Source organism: Granulicella cerasi (assembly GCF_025685575.1).
In the GTDB taxonomy this organism is placed as follows: domain Bacteria; phylum Acidobacteriota; class Terriglobia; order Terriglobales; family Acidobacteriaceae; genus Granulicella; species Granulicella cerasi.
Window position 1 is genome coordinate 14,486 of the sequence record NZ_JAGSYD010000002.1, and the last position, 20,408, is coordinate 34,893.

At 60.7% G+C, this 20,408-nt stretch carries 18 protein-coding genes and 1 tRNA gene; 14 read left to right on the forward strand and 5 right to left on the reverse strand.

The window, feature by feature from the left end; translation table 11 throughout:
• Positions 1-101: 101 nt before the first annotated feature.
• Complete coding sequence (locus OHL11_RS05500; RefSeq protein ID WP_263370499.1) at positions 102-398, reverse strand: YtxH domain-containing protein; 297 nt, start codon at positions 396-398, stop codon at positions 102-104.
• Between the two features lie 327 nt (positions 399-725).
• Here OHL11_RS05500 and OHL11_RS05505 point away from each other — a divergent pair, with 327 nt between their 5' ends.
• The 6 genes from OHL11_RS05505 (at position 726) to lon (ending at position 9,078) form a co-directional block, all read left to right on the forward strand.
• The gene (locus OHL11_RS05505) at positions 726-1,859 is read left to right on the forward strand and encodes an aldose epimerase family protein (protein WP_263370500.1); all 1,134 of its coding nucleotides are present in this window, start codon (positions 726-728) and stop codon (positions 1,857-1,859) included.
• A 175-nt stretch (positions 1,860-2,034) separates the two neighbouring features.
• A complete protein-coding gene (tig, locus tag OHL11_RS05510; protein ID WP_263370501.1) occupies positions 2,035-3,441 on the forward strand; it encodes a trigger factor in 1,407 nt (468 codons plus the stop codon).
• A 126-nt stretch (positions 3,442-3,567) separates the two neighbouring features.
• Complete coding sequence (clpP, locus tag OHL11_RS05515; RefSeq protein ID WP_263370502.1) at positions 3,568-4,164, forward strand: ATP-dependent Clp endopeptidase proteolytic subunit ClpP; 597 nt, start codon at positions 3,568-3,570, stop codon at positions 4,162-4,164.
• 203 nt (positions 4,165-4,367) lie between these two features.
• Positions 4,368-4,970, forward strand: a complete 603-nt coding sequence (locus OHL11_RS05520; RefSeq protein WP_263370503.1) for an FMN-dependent NADH-azoreductase — start codon at positions 4,368-4,370, stop codon at positions 4,968-4,970.
• A gap of 201 nt (positions 4,971-5,171) precedes the next feature.
• On the forward strand, positions 5,172-6,455 hold the full coding sequence (clpX, locus tag OHL11_RS05525; protein WP_263370504.1) for an ATP-dependent Clp protease ATP-binding subunit ClpX: 1,284 nt from the start codon (positions 5,172-5,174) through the stop codon (positions 6,453-6,455).
• 202 nt (positions 6,456-6,657) lie between these two features.
• Positions 6,658-9,078, forward strand: coding sequence for an endopeptidase La (gene lon / locus OHL11_RS05530; protein WP_263370505.1), 2,421 nt, complete (start codon positions 6,658-6,660; stop codon positions 9,076-9,078).
• 58 nt (positions 9,079-9,136) lie between these two features.
• On the opposite strand, the gene OHL11_RS05535 is transcribed toward lon, so the two are convergent.
• A complete protein-coding gene (locus OHL11_RS05535; RefSeq protein WP_263370506.1) occupies positions 9,137-9,283 on the reverse strand; it encodes a lmo0937 family membrane protein in 147 nt (48 codons plus the stop codon).
• A gap of 193 nt (positions 9,284-9,476) precedes the next feature.
• On the opposite strand from OHL11_RS05535, the gene OHL11_RS05540 reads away from it, so the two are divergent.
• Both OHL11_RS05540 and OHL11_RS05545 read left to right on the forward strand, forming a co-directional pair.
• On the forward strand, positions 9,477-9,629 hold the full coding sequence (locus OHL11_RS05540) for a DUF3309 domain-containing protein (protein WP_263370507.1): 153 nt from the start codon (positions 9,477-9,479) through the stop codon (positions 9,627-9,629).
• 69 nt (positions 9,630-9,698) lie between these two features.
• Positions 9,699-10,892, forward strand: coding sequence for a pyridoxal phosphate-dependent aminotransferase (locus OHL11_RS05545; RefSeq protein ID WP_263370508.1), 1,194 nt, complete (start codon positions 9,699-9,701; stop codon positions 10,890-10,892).
• 14 nt (positions 10,893-10,906) lie between these two features.
• Here the strand turns inward: OHL11_RS05545 and OHL11_RS05550 are convergent, their stop codons facing one another.
• Complete coding sequence (locus OHL11_RS05550; RefSeq protein ID WP_263370509.1) at positions 10,907-14,296, reverse strand: serine/threonine-protein kinase; 3,390 nt, start codon at positions 14,294-14,296, stop codon at positions 10,907-10,909.
• Between the two features lie 182 nt (positions 14,297-14,478).
• On the opposite strand from OHL11_RS05550, the gene OHL11_RS05555 reads away from it, so the two are divergent.
• Both OHL11_RS05555 and OHL11_RS05560 read left to right on the forward strand, forming a co-directional pair.
• Positions 14,479-15,195, forward strand: coding sequence for an HAD family hydrolase (locus OHL11_RS05555; RefSeq protein ID WP_263370510.1), 717 nt, complete (start codon positions 14,479-14,481; stop codon positions 15,193-15,195).
• A 27-nt stretch (positions 15,196-15,222) separates the two neighbouring features.
• Positions 15,223-16,044: a tetratricopeptide repeat protein gene (locus tag OHL11_RS05560; RefSeq protein WP_263370511.1), complete on the forward strand. Its 822-nt coding sequence runs from the start codon at positions 15,223-15,225 to the stop codon at positions 16,042-16,044.
• Here OHL11_RS05560 and OHL11_RS05565 read toward each other — a convergent pair.
• Positions 16,041-17,117 carry an isoaspartyl peptidase/L-asparaginase family protein gene (locus OHL11_RS05565; protein ID WP_263370512.1) on the reverse strand — a complete coding sequence of 359 codons (1,077 nt, stop codon included), beginning with the start codon at positions 17,115-17,117 and terminating at the stop codon, positions 16,041-16,043. The two genes, OHL11_RS05560 and OHL11_RS05565, sit on opposite strands and share 4 nt — an antisense overlap.
• Positions 17,118-17,210: 93 nt before the next feature.
• Between OHL11_RS05565 and OHL11_RS05570 the strand changes: the two genes are divergently transcribed.
• From OHL11_RS05570 to OHL11_RS05580, 3 genes are all read left to right on the forward strand, one after another.
• Positions 17,211-17,295 (forward strand) — tRNA-Leu (locus tag OHL11_RS05570).
• A 182-nt stretch (positions 17,296-17,477) separates the two neighbouring features.
• Positions 17,478-17,768: a preprotein translocase subunit SecG gene (secG, locus tag OHL11_RS05575; protein ID WP_263370513.1), complete on the forward strand. Its 291-nt coding sequence runs from the start codon at positions 17,478-17,480 to the stop codon at positions 17,766-17,768.
• 72 nt (positions 17,769-17,840) lie between these two features.
• A complete protein-coding gene (locus OHL11_RS05580) occupies positions 17,841-18,500 on the forward strand; it encodes an MBL fold metallo-hydrolase (protein WP_263370514.1) in 660 nt (219 codons plus the stop codon).
• Here OHL11_RS05580 and OHL11_RS05585 read toward each other — a convergent pair.
• Positions 18,497-19,663, reverse strand: a complete 1,167-nt coding sequence (locus OHL11_RS05585) for a pyridoxal phosphate-dependent aminotransferase (RefSeq protein ID WP_263370515.1) — start codon at positions 19,661-19,663, stop codon at positions 18,497-18,499. The two genes, OHL11_RS05580 and OHL11_RS05585, sit on opposite strands and share 4 nt — an antisense overlap.
• 45 nt (positions 19,664-19,708) lie before the next feature.
• On the opposite strand from OHL11_RS05585, the gene OHL11_RS05590 reads away from it, so the two are divergent.
• Positions 19,709-20,341 (forward strand): HAD family hydrolase, encoded by a 633-nt coding sequence (locus OHL11_RS05590; RefSeq protein WP_263370516.1) that lies wholly within the window; start codon positions 19,709-19,711, stop codon positions 20,339-20,341.
• Positions 20,342-20,408: the final 67 nt, after the last annotated feature.

Consider the following 20,408-nt stretch of genomic DNA (forward strand, 5'->3'; position numbering starts at 1 on the left):
AAACAGCAAAGGCGCCTGGGAAACCGGGCGCCTTTCGCCTTTGCCGTAATGTCGCAAGGAAAAGGCCACGCTCGGGAGCGTGGCCTTTCAAACGCTATCGCCTACACAAGCTTGGAGATCGTCTTATTGGCGGTCTTGATGTAGCCCTGCCCCTTGTCCACAGCGTCTTCGAACTGATCCTTGGTGTAATCGATCAGTTTCTGCGCTTCCTTGCTGAGCGAATCTGCCTGCTTCTTCAGGTAATCGGCCGAATCCTGCAGGGTGTCGCCGAGATCTTCAATGCCGCGCTTCAGCTTCTTGCGCGTCTGCACACCGGACTGCGGAGCGTACAACAACGCGGCGACGCCACCCGCAATCGCTCCAATTCCAAGGGCTACCCAAAACTCTTTGTGACGCATTCGCGTTACCTCCACCAGGATGTGAGCGCGGCGACCATAAGGCCACCACAGCCTCTCCCAAATTACGACGGAGTTTTCCGCGATTAGGTTGGTCGCCGATACCTCTTTCTGCACAAAACCAGAACGGGACAACACACGTCAATAACACACAGGAACGAAAACCAGTTGCGGTCACTGACCGTAGTATGTACAAGAGATTGGGCGATTCGCACCACGGATCCCGGGATTGAGTAAGAGTTGAATTCAGAAGCTACAAAGCACGGATCCTGGGCCAGACGGTGGACCGGATACTTCACCCCGATAGGGGTTGTACTACTCATCATTGTCTTGCTGTTGCTGTGCGTCGCACACCGCCGCGCGAATATTCACCGCTTCAAGGAGCAGCTCCGCGGGGCTCCGGAAGCGCCAACGTACGTTGGCCCCGGCGGACAGGCGCCTGTCACGCTTTCGCGCACCTCGACCTCGATGGGTTCGCGACCTGAATTTACCGCTCTCACCTTCCTGCCCGGCCGCGGAATGCAGATCAGCCAGATTCGCGCCATCCTCCCCGGTGCGGGCGACGTCGCATTGCTCGGCGACACCCCCTACGACGGCACCTCCTCGGTGGCCGACGAAACGCTGAACGACAAGGAGTCCAACTTCGCCGGTGAGTTCATCGTGCCGTGGATCGGCACACTGTCCGGTCACGCTGTTCGCGACGCTGACGGCAGCGCGTGGATCGAAGCCAATGTGAACGGCGCCACCGTGCGCGTCCCGGCCTCCACAGCGAACCCCAACGAGTCGGATGAGGGTCTGCTGCAGCGGACAGCTTCGACGCACACGGAGACGGCTCTACTTGACGACGGGCAGACCGCCGCATCGACTTTTGTCATCGGCAAGGATGCTGATAAGGAACATAGCCAATCCCGTGCGTGGCCGTCACAGTTGCAGCTCGACGGCTCGATGAGGCTCGAAGGTCAGTCGATCGAAATCACATGGCGCGTGCACAACAACGGCAACACGCCGGTGCCCTTCAACTTCGCCTGGCGTCCTCGGTTTGCGATTCCCGGAGCACAGCGCGGCAAGGTCACGCTCGCCATTCCGTCCACGACGCAATTGGCTGAAAGCAAGCGGCCCGTCGACGCCACGCATGCAGCGTTGGACTTCTCGAAAGAGGGTGGCTCCGCGATCACGCAGTCCAACATCGATGCGCAGTTTGTCCAGTTACGCGGACAGCTGATGGGCGATGGTACCGCTGTCGAACTCCGTCTCGCTGAGAACAACAGCGGCATCCGGCTCGTGATGCTCGATAATGCGTTCCAGGCCGTACACATCGCCACCGGCCCGCACATGGAGTGGGTCGAGATCGCACCCGAGATGACGGCGAAGGGCCTACCGAGCAAGGTGCTCGACGCAGGACAGACCTACACGCTACGTGTGCGACTGGAAATCTTCTCCACGGCACCGCACTCTTCTCTCTAATCCTGCGATCTGCGCGGCTCGCGTTTGACCGCGAACGCACACGCTCGTATCCTTGAAACTGGTGCATCGGTGCGCTCCTTCCCGGACGCGCACCTTGCCTGCGGCGCGGCTTCCCTTCTGCTTCAACGAGGCGAAGCGGCCTGACCGAGAATCTTTCTGGAAGGCATCCAAGACATTGACCCCGACTGAGACCCAAGACGCTGCGGCGAACAACACCCCTGCGCACGAAGAGCATAACCACGACCACTCGCACGAGGGTCACGATCATCACCACGGACCTGCTCTGAACCCTGAGCTGACGAAGACCATCCATGTCGAGGCTCCGACCGAAGACGTGAACAAGGCCTTTGCTTCGGTCTCCGAGCGCTATAAGAAGCTCGCGCGCATCCCCGGCTTCCGCGCCGGTAAGGTTCCCGCAAGCCTCATCAAGGGCCGCTTCGCGAAGGAAATCCGCCAGGAAGTCCTCGAGTCGCTGATCGCCGAGAAGTTCCGCACGGCGCTCGAAGCGGAGAAGCTGCAGCCCATCTCGCAGCCTCAGGTTTCCGAGCTCCTGCTCGCAGAAGGCGCGCCCCTGAAGTTCACGGCGACCTTCGAAGTGCTGCCTGAGATCGACGTGACCGGCTACGAAGCTGTCACCGCAACGCGCCCCGAGTCGGTTCTCTCCGACGACGAGTTCGAACTCGAGATCACCAGCGTTCTCGAGCACCACGCGACCGTTGAGCCCGTGGAAGAAGAGCGCGCCATCGTTGACGGCGACTGGGCAGAGATCGGCTTCACCGGCAACGTGCAGTCCGTGGCACAGACTGTGACCGAGGACGGCCTCGACTCCGTGGCGAACGAGCAGCCGATCACCGGCGAAGACGTGCTCATCGAGATCGGTGGCAAGAACACTCTCGCGGCGTTCTCTGACTCGATCCGTGGCACCAAGGTTGGTCAGGAGATCGAAACTGAAGTCGTGTATCCCGAGGATTTCGGCGATCCGCGCCTCGCAGGCAAGACCGTGAAGTACGACGTCACCGTGAAGGCGATCAAGAAGAAGACCTACCCGGAGCGCGACGCTGAGCTTGCCAAGCAGCTCGGACCGTACGAAGACTGGGCTGACTTCGAAACCAAGCTGCGCGAGCGCGCTGCGAACCGCAAGAAGCAGTCGGTGGAGTCGGGCGCTAAGGACGAGATGGTCGAACAGCTCGTTGAGAAGTTCGCGTTCCCCGTTCCTGAGTTCTTCGTGCAGCAGCAGATCGATGCTCGTCTCGAGCGCGGCCTGCGTGCACTTGCCCAGCAGGGCATGACGCAGGACGCGATGCGCCAGCTCGACTTCGCTCGTCTGCGTGAAGCGAACCGCGACCAGGCTATCGCCGAGGTTAAGGCTTCGCTGATTCTGGACAAGGTTGCCGCCGCAGAAGGCGTCACGATCAGCGATGAGGACATGGAGCGCGAGCTTCTCATGCTCTCCATCCAGTACCGTGAGCCGCTTGAAACGCTGCGCGCCCGCCTCGAGAAGGACGGCACGATACAGCGCATTCGCGAGAGCATCCTCCGCGAGCGCACGGTCGAGCAGCTTTACGCGAAGCTCGCCAAGTAACGAACAGGGTCCTCGCGACCCTAGTTCTCCACAGCCAAGGCCTCGCGTGAATGCACGCGAGGCCTTAGCATTACCAGCAGGCAGAGACAGTTGCAGTTACACAACCTGCCGCAGAAAGAGGAACCAATGGGACTGATTCCGATGGTGCTCGAGCAGACGAGCCGGGGTGAACGCTCTTACGACATATACAGCCGCCTGCTGCGCGACAACATCATCTTTCTCGGTACGCCGATCGATGACAACGTAGCTAACCTGATCATCGCGCAGCTCCTCTTCCTCTCGGGTGAAGACCCCGAGAAGGACATCCAGCTCTACATCAACTCGCCCGGCGGCTCGATCACCGCAGGCATGGCGATCTACGACACCATGCAGTACATCAAGAACGATGTCGCGACGCTCTGCATCGGTCAGGCTGCGTCGATGGGCGCGTTCCTGCTGATGGCTGGCACCAAGGGCAAGCGCTTCGCTCTGCCGAACTCGCGCATCCTGATCCACCAGCCGCTCATCATGGGCGGTGGCATCTCCGGTCAGGCGACCGAGATCGACATCCAGGCCCGCGAAATCCTGCGTATCCGTGAAAACATGAACCGCATCCAGGCCCAGCACACCGGCCAGACGCTCGAGCAGATCGAGCGCGACACGGACCGCGACTTCATCATGACCGCCCCGCAGGCGCTCGAGTACGGCATCATCGACGAGATCACGCAGCGCCCCAAGGCATAAGCGGCCTCAAACTCGAGAAACGCGAGGGCTTCGGCTCTCGCGTTTTCCTTTGCGGCCGAATGAGGTTCCCCTTCGACGGATATCACATATATTTATGTCAAAATAATCTGCATCCGGTAGATCTTGTCGGAGTCCTATCTGCAGAGGCGTATGCCACGTCCTCACTATCCTCATCTCGCAACCCTCCTAAGGAGTTTTGAATCATGGCTACACTTCTGAAAGTAGACGTCAGCACCCGCGGCGACTGGTCGATTTCCCGCAAGCTTGGCGAGTCGTACAAGGCCCAGTGGCTGGCAGCAAACGCTGGCGGCACCGTCATCGAGCGCGACCTCGCGGTCAATCCCCTGCCGAACGTGGACCTTCCCTGGATTGTGGGCGCCTACTCGGCTCCTGACCAGCACCTGCCGGAGCACAAGGCTTCGCTGAAGCCCAGCGACGAAGTCATTGGGGAACTGCTGGCTGCCGACGAAGTGATCATCACGTCGCCGCTCTACGACTTCAACATCCCGGCAGCTTTCAAGCAGTGGATCGACCACATCGTCCGCATCAACAAGACCTTCAGCGCCAGCTATGAAGGCCTTGCCAAGGGCCGCAAGGTCACCGTGTTCATCGCAGCCGGCGGCAACTATGGTGAAGGTTCGCCGACCGCAGGCGTGGACTTCGTTTCCGGCTACCTGAAGTTCATCTTCGGCTTCATCGGCATCACCGACGTGACCGTGAAGCTCTACGACAAGACCTCAGCTGTCCTGATGGGCCAGCAGACGCAGGAAGAGTACCTGGCGGCGAACCCCGTTTCGCTCAGCTAAACCCCGTCCTTCGTCGCAATACAGCCGCGTTCTCTGCCAGTTTCTTTGGGCTTTGAGCGCGGCTTTTTGCTGCACCAAAAATTGAGCGAACCAGCTTTGACACTCGTACCGCGAAATGCACATCCATGTGCTGATGTGGGACATAGCTAACGCTTACAGAGGTGTAAACTTGACTGGTTGAAGTAAGGAGTCGCACCCCTCATGAAAAGCACTCGGGGCACAGAAGAATCGCTGCGTTGCTCGTTCTGCCACAAGTCGCAGGACGCCGTGGCCAAGCTGATCTCATCGCCCTCGGATTATCCGCGCGCGTACATCTGCGATGAGTGCGTTGCGGTTTGCAACTCGATTCTGGAAGACGACAAGACCGAGCAGCAGCCCGGGGCAGCTCCGGCTCACCTGCCTAAGCCGCACGAAGTAAAGACCTTCCTCGACGAGTACATCATCGGTCAGGACGTCACGAAGAAGAAGCTTGCGGTCGCCGTTTACAACCACTACAAGCGCGTGCAGATGAATCGCGTGCGTGGCAACGACGTTGAACTCGCTAAGTCGAACATCCTGCTCGTCGGGCCCACGGGCTCGGGTAAGACCCTGATGGCGCAGACGCTCGCCAAGATGCTCGACGTTCCCTTTGCGATCGTCGACGCAACGACCCTGACCGAAGCTGGTTACGTGGGCGAGGACGTGGAGAACATCATCCTGAAGCTGTTGCAAGCCGCTGACGGCGATGTCGCGCGTGCGCAGTCGGGCATCATCTACATCGACGAAATCGACAAGATCGGTCGCAAGGACGAGAACCCGTCGATCACCCGCGATGTCAGCGGCGAAGGCGTGCAGCAGGCCCTGCTGAAGCTCCTCGAAGGCACCGTCGCGAACGTTCCACCGCAAGGTGGCCGTAAGCACCCGCATCAGGAGTTCACCATCGTCGACACGACGAACATCCTGTTCATCTGCGGTGGTGCATTCGTCGGTCTCGAGAAAGTCATTGGCCGCCGTATCGGCAAGAAGGCTCTCGGCTTCAAGGCCATCGGCGCTGAGCACGAGAAGGACATCGTTACCCCGATTCGCGCGCAGCGCGACGCGGAGCTCCTCCGTCAGGCGGAACCGCAGGACCTGCTCAAGTATGGTCTGATCCCCGAGTTCGTGGGCCGTCTGCCGGTGCTTGGCGTGCTCGATGAACTCGACGAAGCCGCACTGGTTGAAATCCTCACCAAGCCGCGTAACGCGATCCTGAAGCAGTATGCGAAGCTGTTCGACTACGAAGGTGTGAAGGTGACGTGGACCGAAGAGGCTGCGCACGAGATCGCTCGCGAAGCTCTGCAGCGCAAGGTAGGCGCACGCGGCCTCCGCATGATCCTCGAAGAGCTGATGCTCGACCTGATGTACCACGTCCCTGGCAACAAGAAGGTGCGCGACATCGTGATCACCGACGAGATGGTGAAGAACCGCGATATCACTTTGCCGACAATGTTGGAAAAGGCCGGCTAAGGTCGCAGGAAGACGAACCTTGAAACGCGAGCGCATGTCGCTCGCGTTTTTCTTTGCATGGCCGACAAGAGTTTTGTAGTGACACAGATTTCCACGAGGTGGAACCAAGGTGGCACTTTCTGGCTGCAATGGAACAGTTACAATCTCCAGCTAAGACCATGCTGCATCTTTCGCGAGCAGTGTGCGTCCAATCGGGAGGCTTATGGCAAACGAAGAACGCGACATCCTTACCGGCGCGCAGCGCAAACTCCCGATGATGCCCATCCGCGAGATGGTGATCTTCCCGCACATGATGACGCCTTTTGTGGTCGGACGCGAGTCCAGTGTGCGTGCACTCGAAGAAGCTTTGAACGGCGACCGCCGCATCTTCCTCGCGACGCAGCATGACGCGTCCGTGGACGAGCCGACCGCAGACGACATCTATCGCGTTGGCGTCATCGGCAACATCGTGCAGTCGGTCCGCATGCCCGATGGCAACATCAAGGTGCTCGTCGAAGGCGTCGAGCGCGCTGAAGCTACGAACGTCAATGACGAGGACGGTTTCTTTGTCGCGACGGTTCGCACCTCGAAGGCAGAACTGCCTGCAACGCCCGCGACCGAACAGCTCGTGGCGCGCGTGCATCAGCTCTATGAGCAGTACGGCAAGCTGCAGCAGTCGTTGAACCAGGAAGCCACCGCTGCCCTGCGCAACGATGAGCCTGCGAAGCTCGCTGACACGATCGCGGCAAACCTGCCGATGTCGATCGAAGAGAAGCAGCAGCTGCTCGAGGTCTTCGACCCCGAACAGCGTCTCTCGCGCATCGCCGACACGCTCGACATCGCCATCGAGAAGCTGAACATGGACCGCACCATCCAGGGCCGCGTGAAGCGCCAGATGGAGCGCGCACAGAAGGAGTATTACCTCAACGAAAAGATCAAGGCCATCCAGAAGGAGCTTGGTCGCGGGGAGCGCTCGGAGTTCGACGAGCTGAAGAAGAAGATCGACGAAGCGGGCATGCCGAAGGACGTGCACGAGAAGGCTACGCAGGAGCTGAAGAAGCTCGAAGCGATGCCGCCGATGTCCGCTGAATCCACGGTCAGCCGCAACTACCTCGACTGGCTGCTCGCCGTGCCGTGGAAGAAGAAGTCCAAGGAAATTCGTTCGATCGAGAACGCCGAAACGGTGCTCAACGAAGACCACTATGGCCTGGAGAAGATCAAGGACCGCATCCTTGAGTTCCTCGCCGTGCGTCAGCTTGTGAAGAACCCGAAGGGTTCGATCCTCTGCTTCGTCGGACCTCCGGGCGTGGGTAAAACCTCGCTCGGCATGAGCATTGCAAAGGCCACCGGCCGCAAGTTCGTGCGTATGTCGCTGGGCGGTGTGCGTGATGAAGCTGAGATTCGCGGCCACCGCCGGACGTACATTGGAGCCCTGCCCGGCCAGATCATCCAGAGCATGAAGAAGGCCGGCACGAAGAACCCGGTCATCATGCTGGACGAGATCGACAAGCTCGCTTCGGACTTCCGCGGCGACCCCGCCAGCGCGTTGCTCGAAGTGCTCGATCCCGAGCAGAATTCGACCTTCCAGGACCACTACCTCGATGTCGAGTACGACCTTTCGCAGGTGCTCTTCGTCGCAACGGCCAATGTCCTGCACACGATCCCCGGCCCCCTGCAGGACCGCATGGAGATCCTGCGCCTCACCGGCTACACCGAGGTGGAGAAGCTCGAGATCGCCAAGCAGTATCTGGTGAAGAAGTCCATCGAGGGCAACGGTCTCAGCGACAAGCAGATCGTCTTCACCGACGATGCGTTGCGCGACACGATCCGCTACTACACGCGCGAAGCCGGCGTGCGTAATCTCGAACGCGAGATTGGCAACGTCTGCCGCAAGGTGGCGCGTCAGGTCGTGAACGATGCGAAGGCCTTCGTTGAAGTCACGCCAGAGAAGCTTGCCGATCTGCTCGGCACGGCGAAGTATCGCGATTCCCAGGTGCATGAGAAGAACGAGGTCGGCCTCGTCACAGGTCTTGCCTGGACGGAACTCGGCGGCTCGATTCTGCAGACGGAAGTACAGGTTCTCGACGGCAAGGGCAAGATGACGCCCACCGGTCAGCTTGGTGACGTCATGCAGGAATCTGCGCAGGCTGCGCTCACGTGGATTCGCTCACGCGCGCATCACCTCGGCCTGCCCGAGGACTTCTACCGCAACATCGACATTCACCTGCACGTTCCCGAGGGTGCAATCCCCAAGGACGGCCCCTCGGCGGGCATCACGATGGCCACAGCGCTTGCTTCTGCGTTGACGAAGATCCCCGTGCGTCGCGACATTGCGATGACCGGAGAGATTACGCTGCGCGGCAAGGTGTTGCCGATCGGTGGCCTGAAGGAGAAGCTCCTCGCAGCACATCGCGCAGGCATCTTCGAAGCGATCATGCCTGCGGACAATAAGCGCGACTTCAACGATCTGCCGGAGCTGATCCGCACCTCGATGAAGCTCCACTTTGTCGAGAGCATGGATGAGGTCCTCGAGATCGCGCTTGCGGGAAAACTGCCAAAGCTGGAGGAAGAAACGCCTCAAGCGTTGGAGCAGATGCTTCCGCCGCAACAGCGTGATGGGGTTCCTTCCAGCGCGCGTCAGTAGCGCCAGAAACTTAAAAGGCCGGACTCAATCGAGTCCGGCCTTTTAAGTTTGATGAGCGTTAGCTCTTGCGTCCACCAAGCAGGTGGAAGATGAGCGAAATCACCGCGAAGATGATCAGCAGATGGATGAACAAGCTGCTGACGTGCATGACGAAAAAGCCGCCTGCCCAGAGGATGACGAGGATCAGTGCGAGTAGAAGAAACATGTGTTGCCTCCGAAAGAAATTGGTCCGTGATCGCCAGCCAGAAGATCACAGGTACGCATCGTGAGAGCGCGTTTGCAGACGTTTAGTTGCACGTCAGGCAAAAAACTCATGAAGTTTTTGCACCAGATAACTTGCCCACCGGCCCTGCGCATCTACCCATTGCGAGCGACATTTCGCGGAGGTTCTGATCACCATGTTGATTCTTCTGATTGTGCTGGTTCTACTGCTGTTCGGTTCCTTCCCTGTGTTCCCTTACTCGCGCAACTGGGGCTATCGCGGCAGCGGGGTGTTGGGTACCGTGGTGTTGATCGTGGTTCTTGTGTGGTTGGCGCAGAACGTCTTTTAGCGCGTCTCTTAGCGCACCCTACGGTGAAGCGTTATGCTGAAGGGCAAGCGAAACCGCTTGCCCTTTCGTATGTCCACTAACTCCAAGCTCTTCCTCAGCGACCTCGCTCCGCATACCGTGCAGTCTGAAATCCGTGCCATGTCCGTGGCTTGTACCGCGGTGAATGGCATCAACATGGCGCAGGGCGTCTGCGACACCGATCCTCCACACCCGGTGGTGGAAGCGGCAATTCAAGCCATCCGCGAGGGCCAGAATATCTACACGCGCCTCGATGGCATCGCGCCACTGCGAGAAGCGATTGCGGCGAAGATGCTGCAGTGGAACCGGATGACCGTGGATCCGGACCGCGAGGTGCTCGTAACAAGTGGCGCCACCGGCGCTCTTCACGCTGCGCTGCTGGCCTTGCTCAACCCCGGCGATGAGTGTCTTGTACTTGAGCCGTTCTATGGCTATCACGTGGCGACGCTTCGCTCGCAGCGCGTTGTCCCGGTCATCGTTCCGTTGGACGCACCGCTCTTTGAGCTCGATCACGAGCGCCTGGAAGCTGCCATCACGCCGCGCACGCGCGCAATCATCCTGAACACGCCGTCGAACCCCAGCGGCAAGGTCTTCACGCTCGCAGAACTCGAGTGGATGGCCGATTTCGCGCAACGTCACGACCTCTTCGTCTTCACCGATGAGATGTACGAGTACTTCATCTACGACGGCGCGCAGCATCAGTCTCTCGCGGCTCTGCCAGGGATGGCCGAACGCACCATCACCATCTCCGGCTTCTCAAAAACGTTCTCGGTGACGGGCTGGCGTCTCGGATACCTCACCGCCGATGCACGCTGGCTCGGAGCTATCGGCTACTTCCACGACCTCACCTATGTGTGTGCGCCCTCGCCGCTCCAGCATGGAGCCGCGGCAGGTCTGCTGTCACTTCCGCAGAGCTTCTACCAAGGTCTCGCGGCCGAGTATCAGGAGAAGCGCGATCGCGTTTGCTCCGTGCTGCGTCAGGTGGGGCTCACGCCCATCACGCCAGCGGGAGCCTATTACATCCTCGCCGACGCGTCACAACTCGCGGGCGAAGATGCCCGCGCGAAAGCGCGCACACTGCTCGCAGAGACAGGAGTCGCCACCGTTGCCGGATCGGCGTTCTTCGGGCAGGACGGCGACGGCAGGAACCGCGGCGAAGCGTTGCTGCGATTCTGCTTCGCGAAGAAGCAGACTGAGTTGGAAGATGCCTGTGTGCGCCTGCTGCAGTGGAAGTCCGAACGCTGAACTACTGCGCTGAACTACTGCACGGCGCTGTTGCGCGCTTCGGTCGCAAGGGCGGAGTTCGGCGCGGCCTGGGAGTAGATCGTCAGAAACGCTGCATACGCGGATGCGCTATTTCCATGATCACCGCTCGCGGCGTACGCACGCGCTAGTCCAAGCTGTGCGAGCGGATACATCATGGGCAACACGAGCACGGTGCTGCCGCTATGTTGCAGCAACAGCTCAAAGTCCGTGACCGCGTCGCGTGACTGGCCGGAACGCAAGTGGATCAGTCCGCGCAGATACGGCGTGAACGAACTCATGTCGGCCTGACGCGTGTTGAGCAGCGTTTGCAGTCCGGCCTGAGCGTTGCCGCGCTTCCACTGAATCACTGCCTTCAACTCAGGGCTGTACTGGTCCTGCACCGCGCTGCTTTGAGGAAAGCTGCTCGTCAGCTCGCTCAAGGACTTGTCTGCGCGATCAAGCTGACCGCAGAGTGCGCTGGCTAGACCGACCCTGAAGCGAGCCGAAGCGCCCAGCGGGTAGTTCTCTGCGCTGCCAGCGATCGCTGGGACAACGCCACAATCCTCAACCAGCGCAGCCTCAAGCGCTTCCTGTGCGAGCACCTCACCCGCGGCGGAGAAGAGCTGTGGGTGCGTGCCGATCTCCAGTGCGAGGCTCTGCCACATCTCGCGGGCCGCGCGTGAGTTCCCGGAGGCATCTTCCAGCGCCGCCTGCATTGCAGAGAGCGCAATGCGCTCGTTGGCCGGCTGAATGGAGCCGTCGGGCAACTTCATGTTGTTCTGCAACCACTGCAGCAAAAGCTTCCACTCCGGCAAAGCATCACCGTGGTTCCCTGCTTGATTGATCAGCGGGGCCGCAGCCTCAAACCGCTGTTGCGCGATCATGGCGAGTGCCGCGATGCGCAGCGCCTCCACGTTCGTAGGCTCACGCGTCAACGCTGCGCTGGCCGTGTCAAAAGCTTCGGGGAAACGTCCCTGCTCAAGCTGAGCAGCTCCCATATACGTGCGAGCGCGCACACCGTTGGGGAACGCCGTCAACATCTGTTGCGCTGCGCTGATCGCCGCGCCGAGGTTTCCGCTCGCGTTGAGTGCGACCGAAGCTGCCGCCGCCTGCTGCAAGCGCGGAGAAGACTGTGCACTGGAAGCTTGCGCAGCCGTGGCCGCCGACGCTGCGGCCGCTGGCGATCGCTGGTCGCGATAGATCTGCGCTAGTTGAAGCCACGCGCGAACGAAGTGCGGATCCGAGGTCGTCGCGTGGTCGAGCGAAGTGATCGCCGTCGTCAACGCTCCGCGTGCAGCCGTCATGGTTCCCTGCGTGTAGGCATTCAACGCGTCGAGGTTGCTGCTGCCCTCACGTGCCAGAGGCGTGGACGACTGTGTCACCGCGTCGCTCGCCTCTCCGGAAGCGGTGCGAAGATCGATAACGGCGCGGTCGATCGCATCCACGATCTGCTCGCGGCTCTGTGCCGTCTCTTCCACATGCAGCAGTTCCGAGCCGTTCTCCACCGAGACGACGCTCAGAACCAGCGTGTATGCGTTACCGTTGCGGCGCACCTCGGGGATCAGCAGTTCTGTAGCCTGGATCTCGCGAGCACCTCGCCGCAGATCATCGAGCGATGCTGCGGCGAAGGTCGAGATGCCGGACTTCAGCAAGCCTTGCAGCAGCTTCGATTCCTCTTCTACGATGAACTGCGGAGACTGCTGCAGGTTGAACGTCACTCCAGCGCTTACCGCGCCGTCGAGCACCGCATCTCCGGTGGAGTTGTTCGTCGCGACCAACGCGATGGGGATCACGCGTTGATTCACCGTCGCGGCCTTGCCTGCGATCAGCACCTTCCAGGCAGTGATACCGGCAACGATAACAAGCACCGCGGCGACGCCCCACATCCACACATACTTCGAGCCGGAGTCCTCCGCAGCGACTGCGACGATCGGGGCAGAAGGCGGATCGTTCTTCTCTTCCGGCAACACCTCTTCGAGCCGCGAGAAGCGCGGCGCCGGCCGCGGATGCGCGGATGCCCCACGCGGGAAACTGATCGACGGAATCGAATGATGCGACGGCTTACGCGACGACTGCGGAACGATGGGACGCGACTCGGACGGAAAGCGTTCATCGCGGCCTTCATACGACGGCTCGGCAGGCTCCGGCACGAGCCAGTTCTTCGCGGGCGTCTCCTTCGCAGGTGCAGACTCAGGTTCGCTCTTCGGAGCCTCGGGTTCAGCTGGACGCGCCTCGGGCGCGGCGGCCGTCAGCCAACGCGAGCTTTCGTCAGTGGCGATCCGTTTCACGGGCCGCAGAAATTGCTCATCAGCCGACAACGGCACCTTTGTGGACGACTCCGAGGGAGCTGCGGCAACGCGATGCACGCTGGAGCTCTGCGAAGTGCGTGGAATGGGGCGCAGACTGCGGGCGGCGGGCGGCTCGCTCGATGTCGCTGCTTCGGGGGAGCCCGCGATCGGCACCTGACGACTGCTCACCGGCAGCGGCGCATCCAGCGGCAGTGGAGGACGCTCGAGCATAGGCGTCGGTCCGTCCGCCTGCGGACGACGAGCCGCAGCAGAGCCGGCATAGGGCACCGACGTCAACGCTTCGATCACTTCCTCTGCATTCTGGTAGCGGTCCGCGCGCTCTTTCTCGAGCATCTTCAGGATGATCGCTTCGAGGTCCTGCGGGAAGTTCGGCACCAGCTCGCGAATGGGCTGCGGCGGGTTCGAGAGCAGCTCCACGAAAACGAGCGCGCTGGTCGCGCCACGAAACGGCACCGTACCCGTGGCCATCTCGTAAAGGATCACGCCGAGCGAGAAGAGATCCGAGCGCGCATCGAGCGCTTCACCACGAGCCTGCTCGGGCGACATATAGGCGACGGTGCCGACGGTGGTGCCGGTGTGGGTCAGGTCAAAGATCGACTCACCGTACGCTTCCACCTTGGCCAGTCCAAAGTCCAGAACCTTCGTCTGAAACCCGCCACCCGGGCGGTCCACAAGAATCAGATTGGCAGGCTTGATGTCGCGATGAACGATGCCGCGTGCATGTGCCAACGAGAGTGCGTCCGAGGCTTCCGTACCGACGCGGATCATTTCGCGCAGCTGGATATCGCCAGCGTTGATGCGCGTCCGAAGCGTCTCTCCCTTGAGCAGCTCCATCACGAGGAAGGGGTCGCCTTCCTGCTCGCCGATGTCGAAGATGGTGCAAATGTTGGGGTGATTCAGGCCGGAGGCCGCGCGGGCTTCCTGCAGAAAGCGCGAGCGCATCTCGGTGGACGCATACTCCTCGCGCAGAATCTTGATGGCGACGTCACGCTGCAGGCGAGCGTCCCAGGCAGAGAATACGAGACCCATACCACCGGTCCCTAGACGTCCCAGAATTTCGTATGGCCCAATCTTCTGCCCTACTTGAGGAACCATCGACCGATTCGTCTCCTCCCGTGCTCTGCGCTGGGGTCGCCTTATGATAGACCGCTGCAAGCTTTATCGTGAACGACTTCCGCGTCCGATGCGCTCAGGTTACCGCGTTTGATACCGCAACGAATTTTCACTGTGGAGCGTAGGCCTACTCTCCACAACGCACAGCTCTCTACAATGGATTCATGCAGGAGCCTTCAACGCAGCGCGCGGAACGACTGACTCTCCTTTTCGACGCCGACGACACGCTCTGGCAGAACAGCATTTACTTCGAGCAAGCGATTGCGGCGTTCATCTCCTATCTGGATCACCGCGTGCACACCGCCGAGGAAGTCCGCGAGCATTTGAACCTCTGTGAGCGCGCGACCATCCGCGAACATGGCTACGGGCTGAGAAGCTTTCGCCGCTCGCTAACGCAGTGTTTCGAGCAGCTGAGTGATGGCCCGCTGACGCCCGAGAAGCAGGAACGTATTCTCGCGTTTGCGAACTCGATCGCCGAGCAGGAGATCGAGCTTTTGCCCGATGTCGACGTCACGCTCAGAGAACTTGCCACACGCCATCGACTCATCGTGGTGACCAAGGGCGCGACCGACGAGCAGACGGACAAGCTCGAACGCTCCGGCCTCGGCGCGCACTTTGAAGCAATCGAAGTCCTCGGCGAAAAGGATGAAGCGGCTTACCGCCGGGTCGCCGCGAAGTACGCGTGTGATCCAAACACGACCTGGATGATCGGCAACTCGCCGAAGTCGGACATCAATCCCGCGCTCGCTGCCGGACTGAATGCGGTCTTCATCCCGCACGACTTCACCTGGGTGCTGGAACACGAAGTGCTCAATCAGGCACAGGCACCCAGCCAGATGATGGAACTCCCGAGGTTTGCGGAACTGGTGCGATACTTCTAGGCACACATCCTGCCTCGAGGTCTTTCTGTGCGAAATCTTTGCCTTGCGCTTCTTCTCAGTGGATCGCTGCTCAGCCCAGCACAACAGCCGACAACACCGCTTACCAGCGAGCAGCAGGCCCTGTTCGATGCAGCGAAGAAGGACTTCGGCGAGCATCATCCCGACGCGGCCTTGGTGAAGATGAAGCAGCTTGTCGCGCTACGGCCCGAGGATGCGACCGTGGTGAAAGGCACAGCAGAAACTGCCGTCACCGCAGGCGATACCAGCTACGCGATCACGCTCCTCAAGCCGTGGACCGCAGCTCATAGCGAGGACTATGCCGCGTTGGAGCTGCTCGCGCGTGCCTATGCGGAGAGCGGCCAGAAGGCGGAACGCGATCAGACCGTCGCTGCGGTACTCGCGCTTCATGCGAAGACCACGGACCCGCGATTCCAGCGGGCGGACCGCTTCCTGCTGGAGCGCATCAAGGTCACGAACGAGCTACACCTCGACCTCTTCTATGCGCTTGTGCCCTTCAGCCCATACAAGATCCATGTGCTCGGCCGGCTCGCAGACGCACGCAACGCTTTGGCGCTGCAGATCACGCTCGAAAGCGCCGACGGAGACCAGCCACTCTTTGCCAGGCAACATCCCGAGCTTGCCAGCAAGGGCATTCGCGCATACTCCCTGGACGCCTACAAGAACAACGCCCCCGCAGCCGATGGATCGCTCACGCAGACGCACTACACCTTTGCGTTGCTGGATGGCGATCCCGGCTACGATGCGACTCGCCAGAGAATGCTCGATATCGCCACAGGAAAGGCTTCGCCGATGTCTTCGCGAAGCGGCATTCCTGTGCCGAAGAACTAGGGCTCGTCACGATAGATGGCGGTGGTGACGCTGCCGCCTTCCACCATGCGCGCGCGGAACATGCCCGGCGTGTTGAAGCTCCATACCATCTGTCCGTCCGGCGTAAGCGCGATAATGCCGCCGTCGCCCTTCAGGTCATTCAGCTGGTGATGAATCACTTCGTCTGCAGCATCGGCCAGCTTCATGCCCTTGTATTGCACGAGCGCGCAGATGGTGCGCGCGACCGTCAGGCGGATGAAGTATTCGCCGGTTCCCGTAGCGGACACAGCGCACGAATCATTCGACGCATACGTTCCCGCTCCGATGATCGGCGAGTCCCCGATGCGCCCGAAGCGCTTGCCCTGTGTGCCGCCGGTCGTAGTGCCCGCAGCGATGTTGCCCTTCTTGTCGCGCACCACCATGCCCGTCGTTCCCCACTTATGGGCATCCGGCGTTTCCATCTGCGCCAGTGGTTTGTTCGGCTCAGCAGGCGCGCCCTCTGGACGCGGCGGGACTGGTCGGCCTTCGCGCTTCAGCTGACGAACCAGCCCCTGCCAACGCTCTTCCGTAAAGAAGTACGAAGGCGGCACTTGCTCCAGACCCACGGAGGCGGCGAACTGGTCCGCTCCATCGCCCACAAGCATCACGTGCGGCGACTGCAACATCACGGCCTTCGCTGCGGCAATCGGATGACGCGTCCGCGTGATCTCCGCAACCGCTCCCGCCTTGAGCGTGGCGCCATCCATGATTGACGCGTCGAGTTCGTTGCGTCCGGTCGCTGTGAAAACTGCTCCCTTGCCCGCGTTGAAATGCGGATCATCTTCGAGCACCTGCAGCCCAGCCTGCACCGCATCGATGGCCGTGCCATTCGCGTCGAGCACCTTGGAGGCAGCGGTCATCGCGGCCTCCAACCCGGCACGATACTGCTTCTCGCGCTCCGGCGTCATGGACTTGCGCTCAATCACGCCGGCCCCGCCGTGCATCACGATGGCCCACTTACCAGCGGGCGCCTGAATCGCGGAACCCGGCACGATTTGTGCAGGGAGCGCGGCCGAAAACGAGAGGATTGCTGCAGCGAGAAGAAAGGATTTCATGTCGGTTATTTTTCCACGGAAAACCTCTGCTATACTGAGGGAGTTGTTCGTCACTCCTGCTCTGCGCTGTAAGCGTGTTGTCAGGGGTCTCCTGCGGAGGTGGCGAAATTGGCAGACGCACTAGCTTGAGGTGCTAGCGGGTAAAACCATAGGGGTTCAAGTCCCCTCTTCCGCACCAAGATTCAGAGAAGGCCAACCTTAGGGTTGGCCTTCTCTACGTTCGAGCGAACCTCGCGAGATGCGCGGATTCGCCGACATTCGGCTACAATGAAAAGGTTGCGTCCAGACATTGGACGCGCGCACCCTGAATCCATACGCCTGATATCGTCAGGCGGTTCTGTAAAGGCAGCGTCGCACTCCATGCTCACACTTCTTGTTGTCGTTCACGTTCTGGTTTGCCTGTTCCTCATCGGCGTCGTCCTGCTCCAGCAGGGCAAGAATGCTGATGCCGCTGCTGCCTTCGGCGGACAGGGATCGCAGACGGCATTTGGCCCGCGCGGTGCCGCCAATGCTCTCACGCGCCTGACGACCTGGTCGGCGATCATTTTCATGCTGACCTCCATCGGCCTGACCATCATGCTGTCGCGCTCGAGCAACCACTCTGTGCTGGGTGGAACGCCCTCGTCGCAGAGCTCGCCGGCCAAGAAGTAAGCCGCCACATTTCGTTTCATCGCGCGCGGGCTTCGGCTCGCGCGTTGTTTCTTCAAGCGTTGGAGATGATGGATGATTCGCGAAACATTTCCTGTAGGGCTGCTCGGCTGCAACTGCACCATCCTCGGCGATGAGACCTCGCGCGAGGCGATCGTGATTGATCCCGGCTCCGAAGTGCCGCGCATCGTCGCCCTGCTGAAGAAGCACGAACTCACCGTGAAGCGCATCGTCATCACTCATGCGCACATCGACCATATCGCCAGCGCGCAGTCGCTCAAGCAGATCACCGGCGCACCGATCTTCTACAACAAGCAGGACCTTCCGCTGGTCGCCTTGATGTCCGCGCAAGCGAAGTGGCTGGGCATCGCGGAGCCGACGGTGCTGCCACCCGATCACTCCCCTCTGCACCAGGAGACGATCTCGATCAACGGCATCGACGCGACCGTGCTTCACACCCCCGGCCATACAGAAGGAAGCCTCTGCCTGCTCATCCCGGCGGAAAATCTGCTCATCGCGGGCGATACGCTTTTTGCGGGAAGCATCGGACGCACAGACCTCCCCGGTGGCAGCGCTCCGGTCCTGCTCGAAAGCATCCGCGAGCAGCTACTCCCCTTGCCCGGCGAGACGGTCGTAGTGCCCGGCCACGGTGCGGAGACGACGATCGAACAGGAAGGCCGCACGAATCCCTTCCTCGTGACGGACCCGACGAACCGGTTCGGCATCCTTCCTTAGCGCGGAAACGAGTGAAGCGGTAATTGCGCGAGGCCCCGTTGCCACTCCGCCTCGGGTGTCAGCAGGCTGAGCACGACTCGCGCCGTTCCCATGCCGTAGAAATCACCCGGCTGTACCAGAACTCCCGCATCCAAAGCCATATCCGCGAACGATGGCTCGCTGGATACAGGCACCTGCAGCACAGCCGTCCAGCCGCCTTCTACCGCGAGCACGTTGCAATGCGTTCCACGGAGGCAGTGACGCAGGTATGTGAGATTCGCATGAACCCGCGCTCGTAGCTGGTTCTGAACCTGCGCACGATTCGCGAGCCACGCCCCCAGCGCAAACTGCACCGGCGCGTTCATGGATAAGAAGGTGTCCGCGATAATCGCCAGCCGCGCGAGCGCTTGCTGCACATGATCTACTGGTCCTCGTGTAACGATCCAGGAGGCCTTCATTTGCGGCAGTCCAGCCACCTTACTCAACCCACTCAGGACGAAGGTCAGCGCCTTGGCTTCGCCGACTGCGAAGCTAGGCTCTGACGCATCGATCGCATACTCCAGAAATACTTCATCCACGATGAGAGCGATGCCCGCCGCGACGCAAAGTTCTTCGAGCTGTCGCCGCTCTTCGCCATGCACATAGCTTCCTGTGGGATTGTTCGGATGCACGAGAATGATGGCGCGCGTGCGGGGCGTCATGCACTCGCGCAGCGCCACAAAATCAATCCACCATTGCTCGGCGATCGGGTCGTAGTGCAGCGGATACTCCCGCAGGACCACGCCATCCAACCTGGCGATGTAGTCGAACAACGGATAGCTTGGCCGCGCGATCAGGACTTCATCGCCCGGATCGCACAGCAGACGGAAGAGATAGCTGTATGCCTCGCTGGTGCTCGTCGTCAGGCAAACGGCACCTTCGCGCACATTGGCCCCAAGCTCACCGTAATACTTCGCCACCGCTTGCCGCGCATGGACCATGCCAAACGCCGCAGGCTCGTAGACCGCGGCACCCGCTGCACTCAGCGGTGCCAGCAGATCATCGCTGTAGTTGAAGCCACATTGCGTAGGGTTCGAGCGCGTCAGATCGATCAACGGCAAGCCCGCATCGCGGCGCGCGCGCACACGACGCGTGAACTCGTTCTCTTCCAGCTCCCAGGCCGTTCGATCCGAAAAATGCAGCATCTCTTCCATCGTAAATCGCAGGCTCTCGATAGAATCGCTCTATCCATGAACCCCATAGAAGCAGTGCTCTTCGATTACGGTCTCGTTCTGTCCGGTCCGCCCAGCCCTACCGCGTGGCAACGCATGAAAGACGCGCTGCACACTGACGATGAAGAGGCGTTTCACGCGGCGTACTGGAAGTTCCGCCACGACTATGATCGCGGCACCCTGAATGCTGCGGAGTATTGGCCGGCAGTCGCTCGAGAGCTGCGCGTGGAGCTTACTCAAGCACAGCTTGGAGCCGTCATCGAGGCCGACGTCGAGCTGTGGATGCAACCCAACGAGCCAATGATCACCTGGGCTCAATCGCTACAACTGGCGGGAATCCGCACCGGCATTCTCTCCAACATCGGCGACGCAATGGAAGATGGTCTGCTGTCGCATCTGCCGTGGCTCCATCGCTTCGACCATCACACCTTCTCGCATCGTCTACGCATCGCGAAGCCCGAACGCGAGATCTATCGCCATGCGGCTGAAGGTCTCGGCGCACCACCCTCTTCCATTCTCTTCATCGACGATCGTGAAGAGAATATCGCTGCAGCACGAGAGGCTGGGATGGTGGCGATCCGCTACACCGACCACGAAGCGTTCGTGCGCGAGATGTCCGCACCTGGGCTTGCGGAGTTGCTCAAGCCTTAAGGCCCGATCGCTTGAGGCTTCGCTGAAATCTTTCTCGCGAAGCGCTCCCAGATCGGGACATTCCACA

Excerpts from the sequence above, each read along its gene's own strand:
- OHL11_RS05500 (WP_263370499.1), bottom strand. The coding sequence starts at position 398 with ATGCGTCACAAAGAGTTTTGGGTAGCCCTTGGAATTGGAGCGATTGCG.
- clpP (WP_263370502.1), top strand. The coding sequence starts at position 3,568 with ATGGGACTGATTCCGATGGTGCTCGAGCAGACGAGCCGGGGTGAACGC.
- OHL11_RS05520 (WP_263370503.1), top strand. The coding sequence starts at position 4,368 with ATGGCTACACTTCTGAAAGTAGACGTCAGCACCCGCGGCGACTGGTCG.
- clpX (WP_263370504.1), top strand. The coding sequence starts at position 5,172 with ATGAAAAGCACTCGGGGCACAGAAGAATCGCTGCGTTGCTCGTTCTGC.
- lon (WP_263370505.1), top strand. The coding sequence starts at position 6,658 with ATGGCAAACGAAGAACGCGACATCCTTACCGGCGCGCAGCGCAAACTC.
- OHL11_RS05535 (WP_263370506.1), bottom strand. The coding sequence starts at position 9,283 with ATGTTTCTTCTACTCGCACTGATCCTCGTCATCCTCTGGGCAGGCGGC.
- OHL11_RS05540 (WP_263370507.1), top strand. The coding sequence starts at position 9,477 with ATGTTGATTCTTCTGATTGTGCTGGTTCTACTGCTGTTCGGTTCCTTC.
- OHL11_RS05545 (WP_263370508.1), top strand. The coding sequence starts at position 9,699 with ATGTCCACTAACTCCAAGCTCTTCCTCAGCGACCTCGCTCCGCATACC.
- OHL11_RS05550 (WP_263370509.1), bottom strand. The coding sequence starts at position 14,296 with ATGGTTCCTCAAGTAGGGCAGAAGATTGGGCCATACGAAATTCTGGGA.
- OHL11_RS05555 (WP_263370510.1), top strand. The coding sequence starts at position 14,479 with ATGCAGGAGCCTTCAACGCAGCGCGCGGAACGACTGACTCTCCTTTTC.
- OHL11_RS05565 (WP_263370512.1), bottom strand. The coding sequence starts at position 17,117 with ATGAAATCCTTTCTTCTCGCTGCAGCAATCCTCTCGTTTTCGGCCGCG.
- secG (WP_263370513.1), top strand. The coding sequence starts at position 17,478 with ATGCTCACACTTCTTGTTGTCGTTCACGTTCTGGTTTGCCTGTTCCTC.
- OHL11_RS05580 (WP_263370514.1), top strand. The coding sequence starts at position 17,841 with ATGATTCGCGAAACATTTCCTGTAGGGCTGCTCGGCTGCAACTGCACC.
- OHL11_RS05585 (WP_263370515.1), bottom strand. The coding sequence starts at position 19,663 with ATGCTGCATTTTTCGGATCGAACGGCCTGGGAGCTGGAAGAGAACGAG.
- OHL11_RS05590 (WP_263370516.1), top strand. The coding sequence starts at position 19,709 with ATGAACCCCATAGAAGCAGTGCTCTTCGATTACGGTCTCGTTCTGTCC.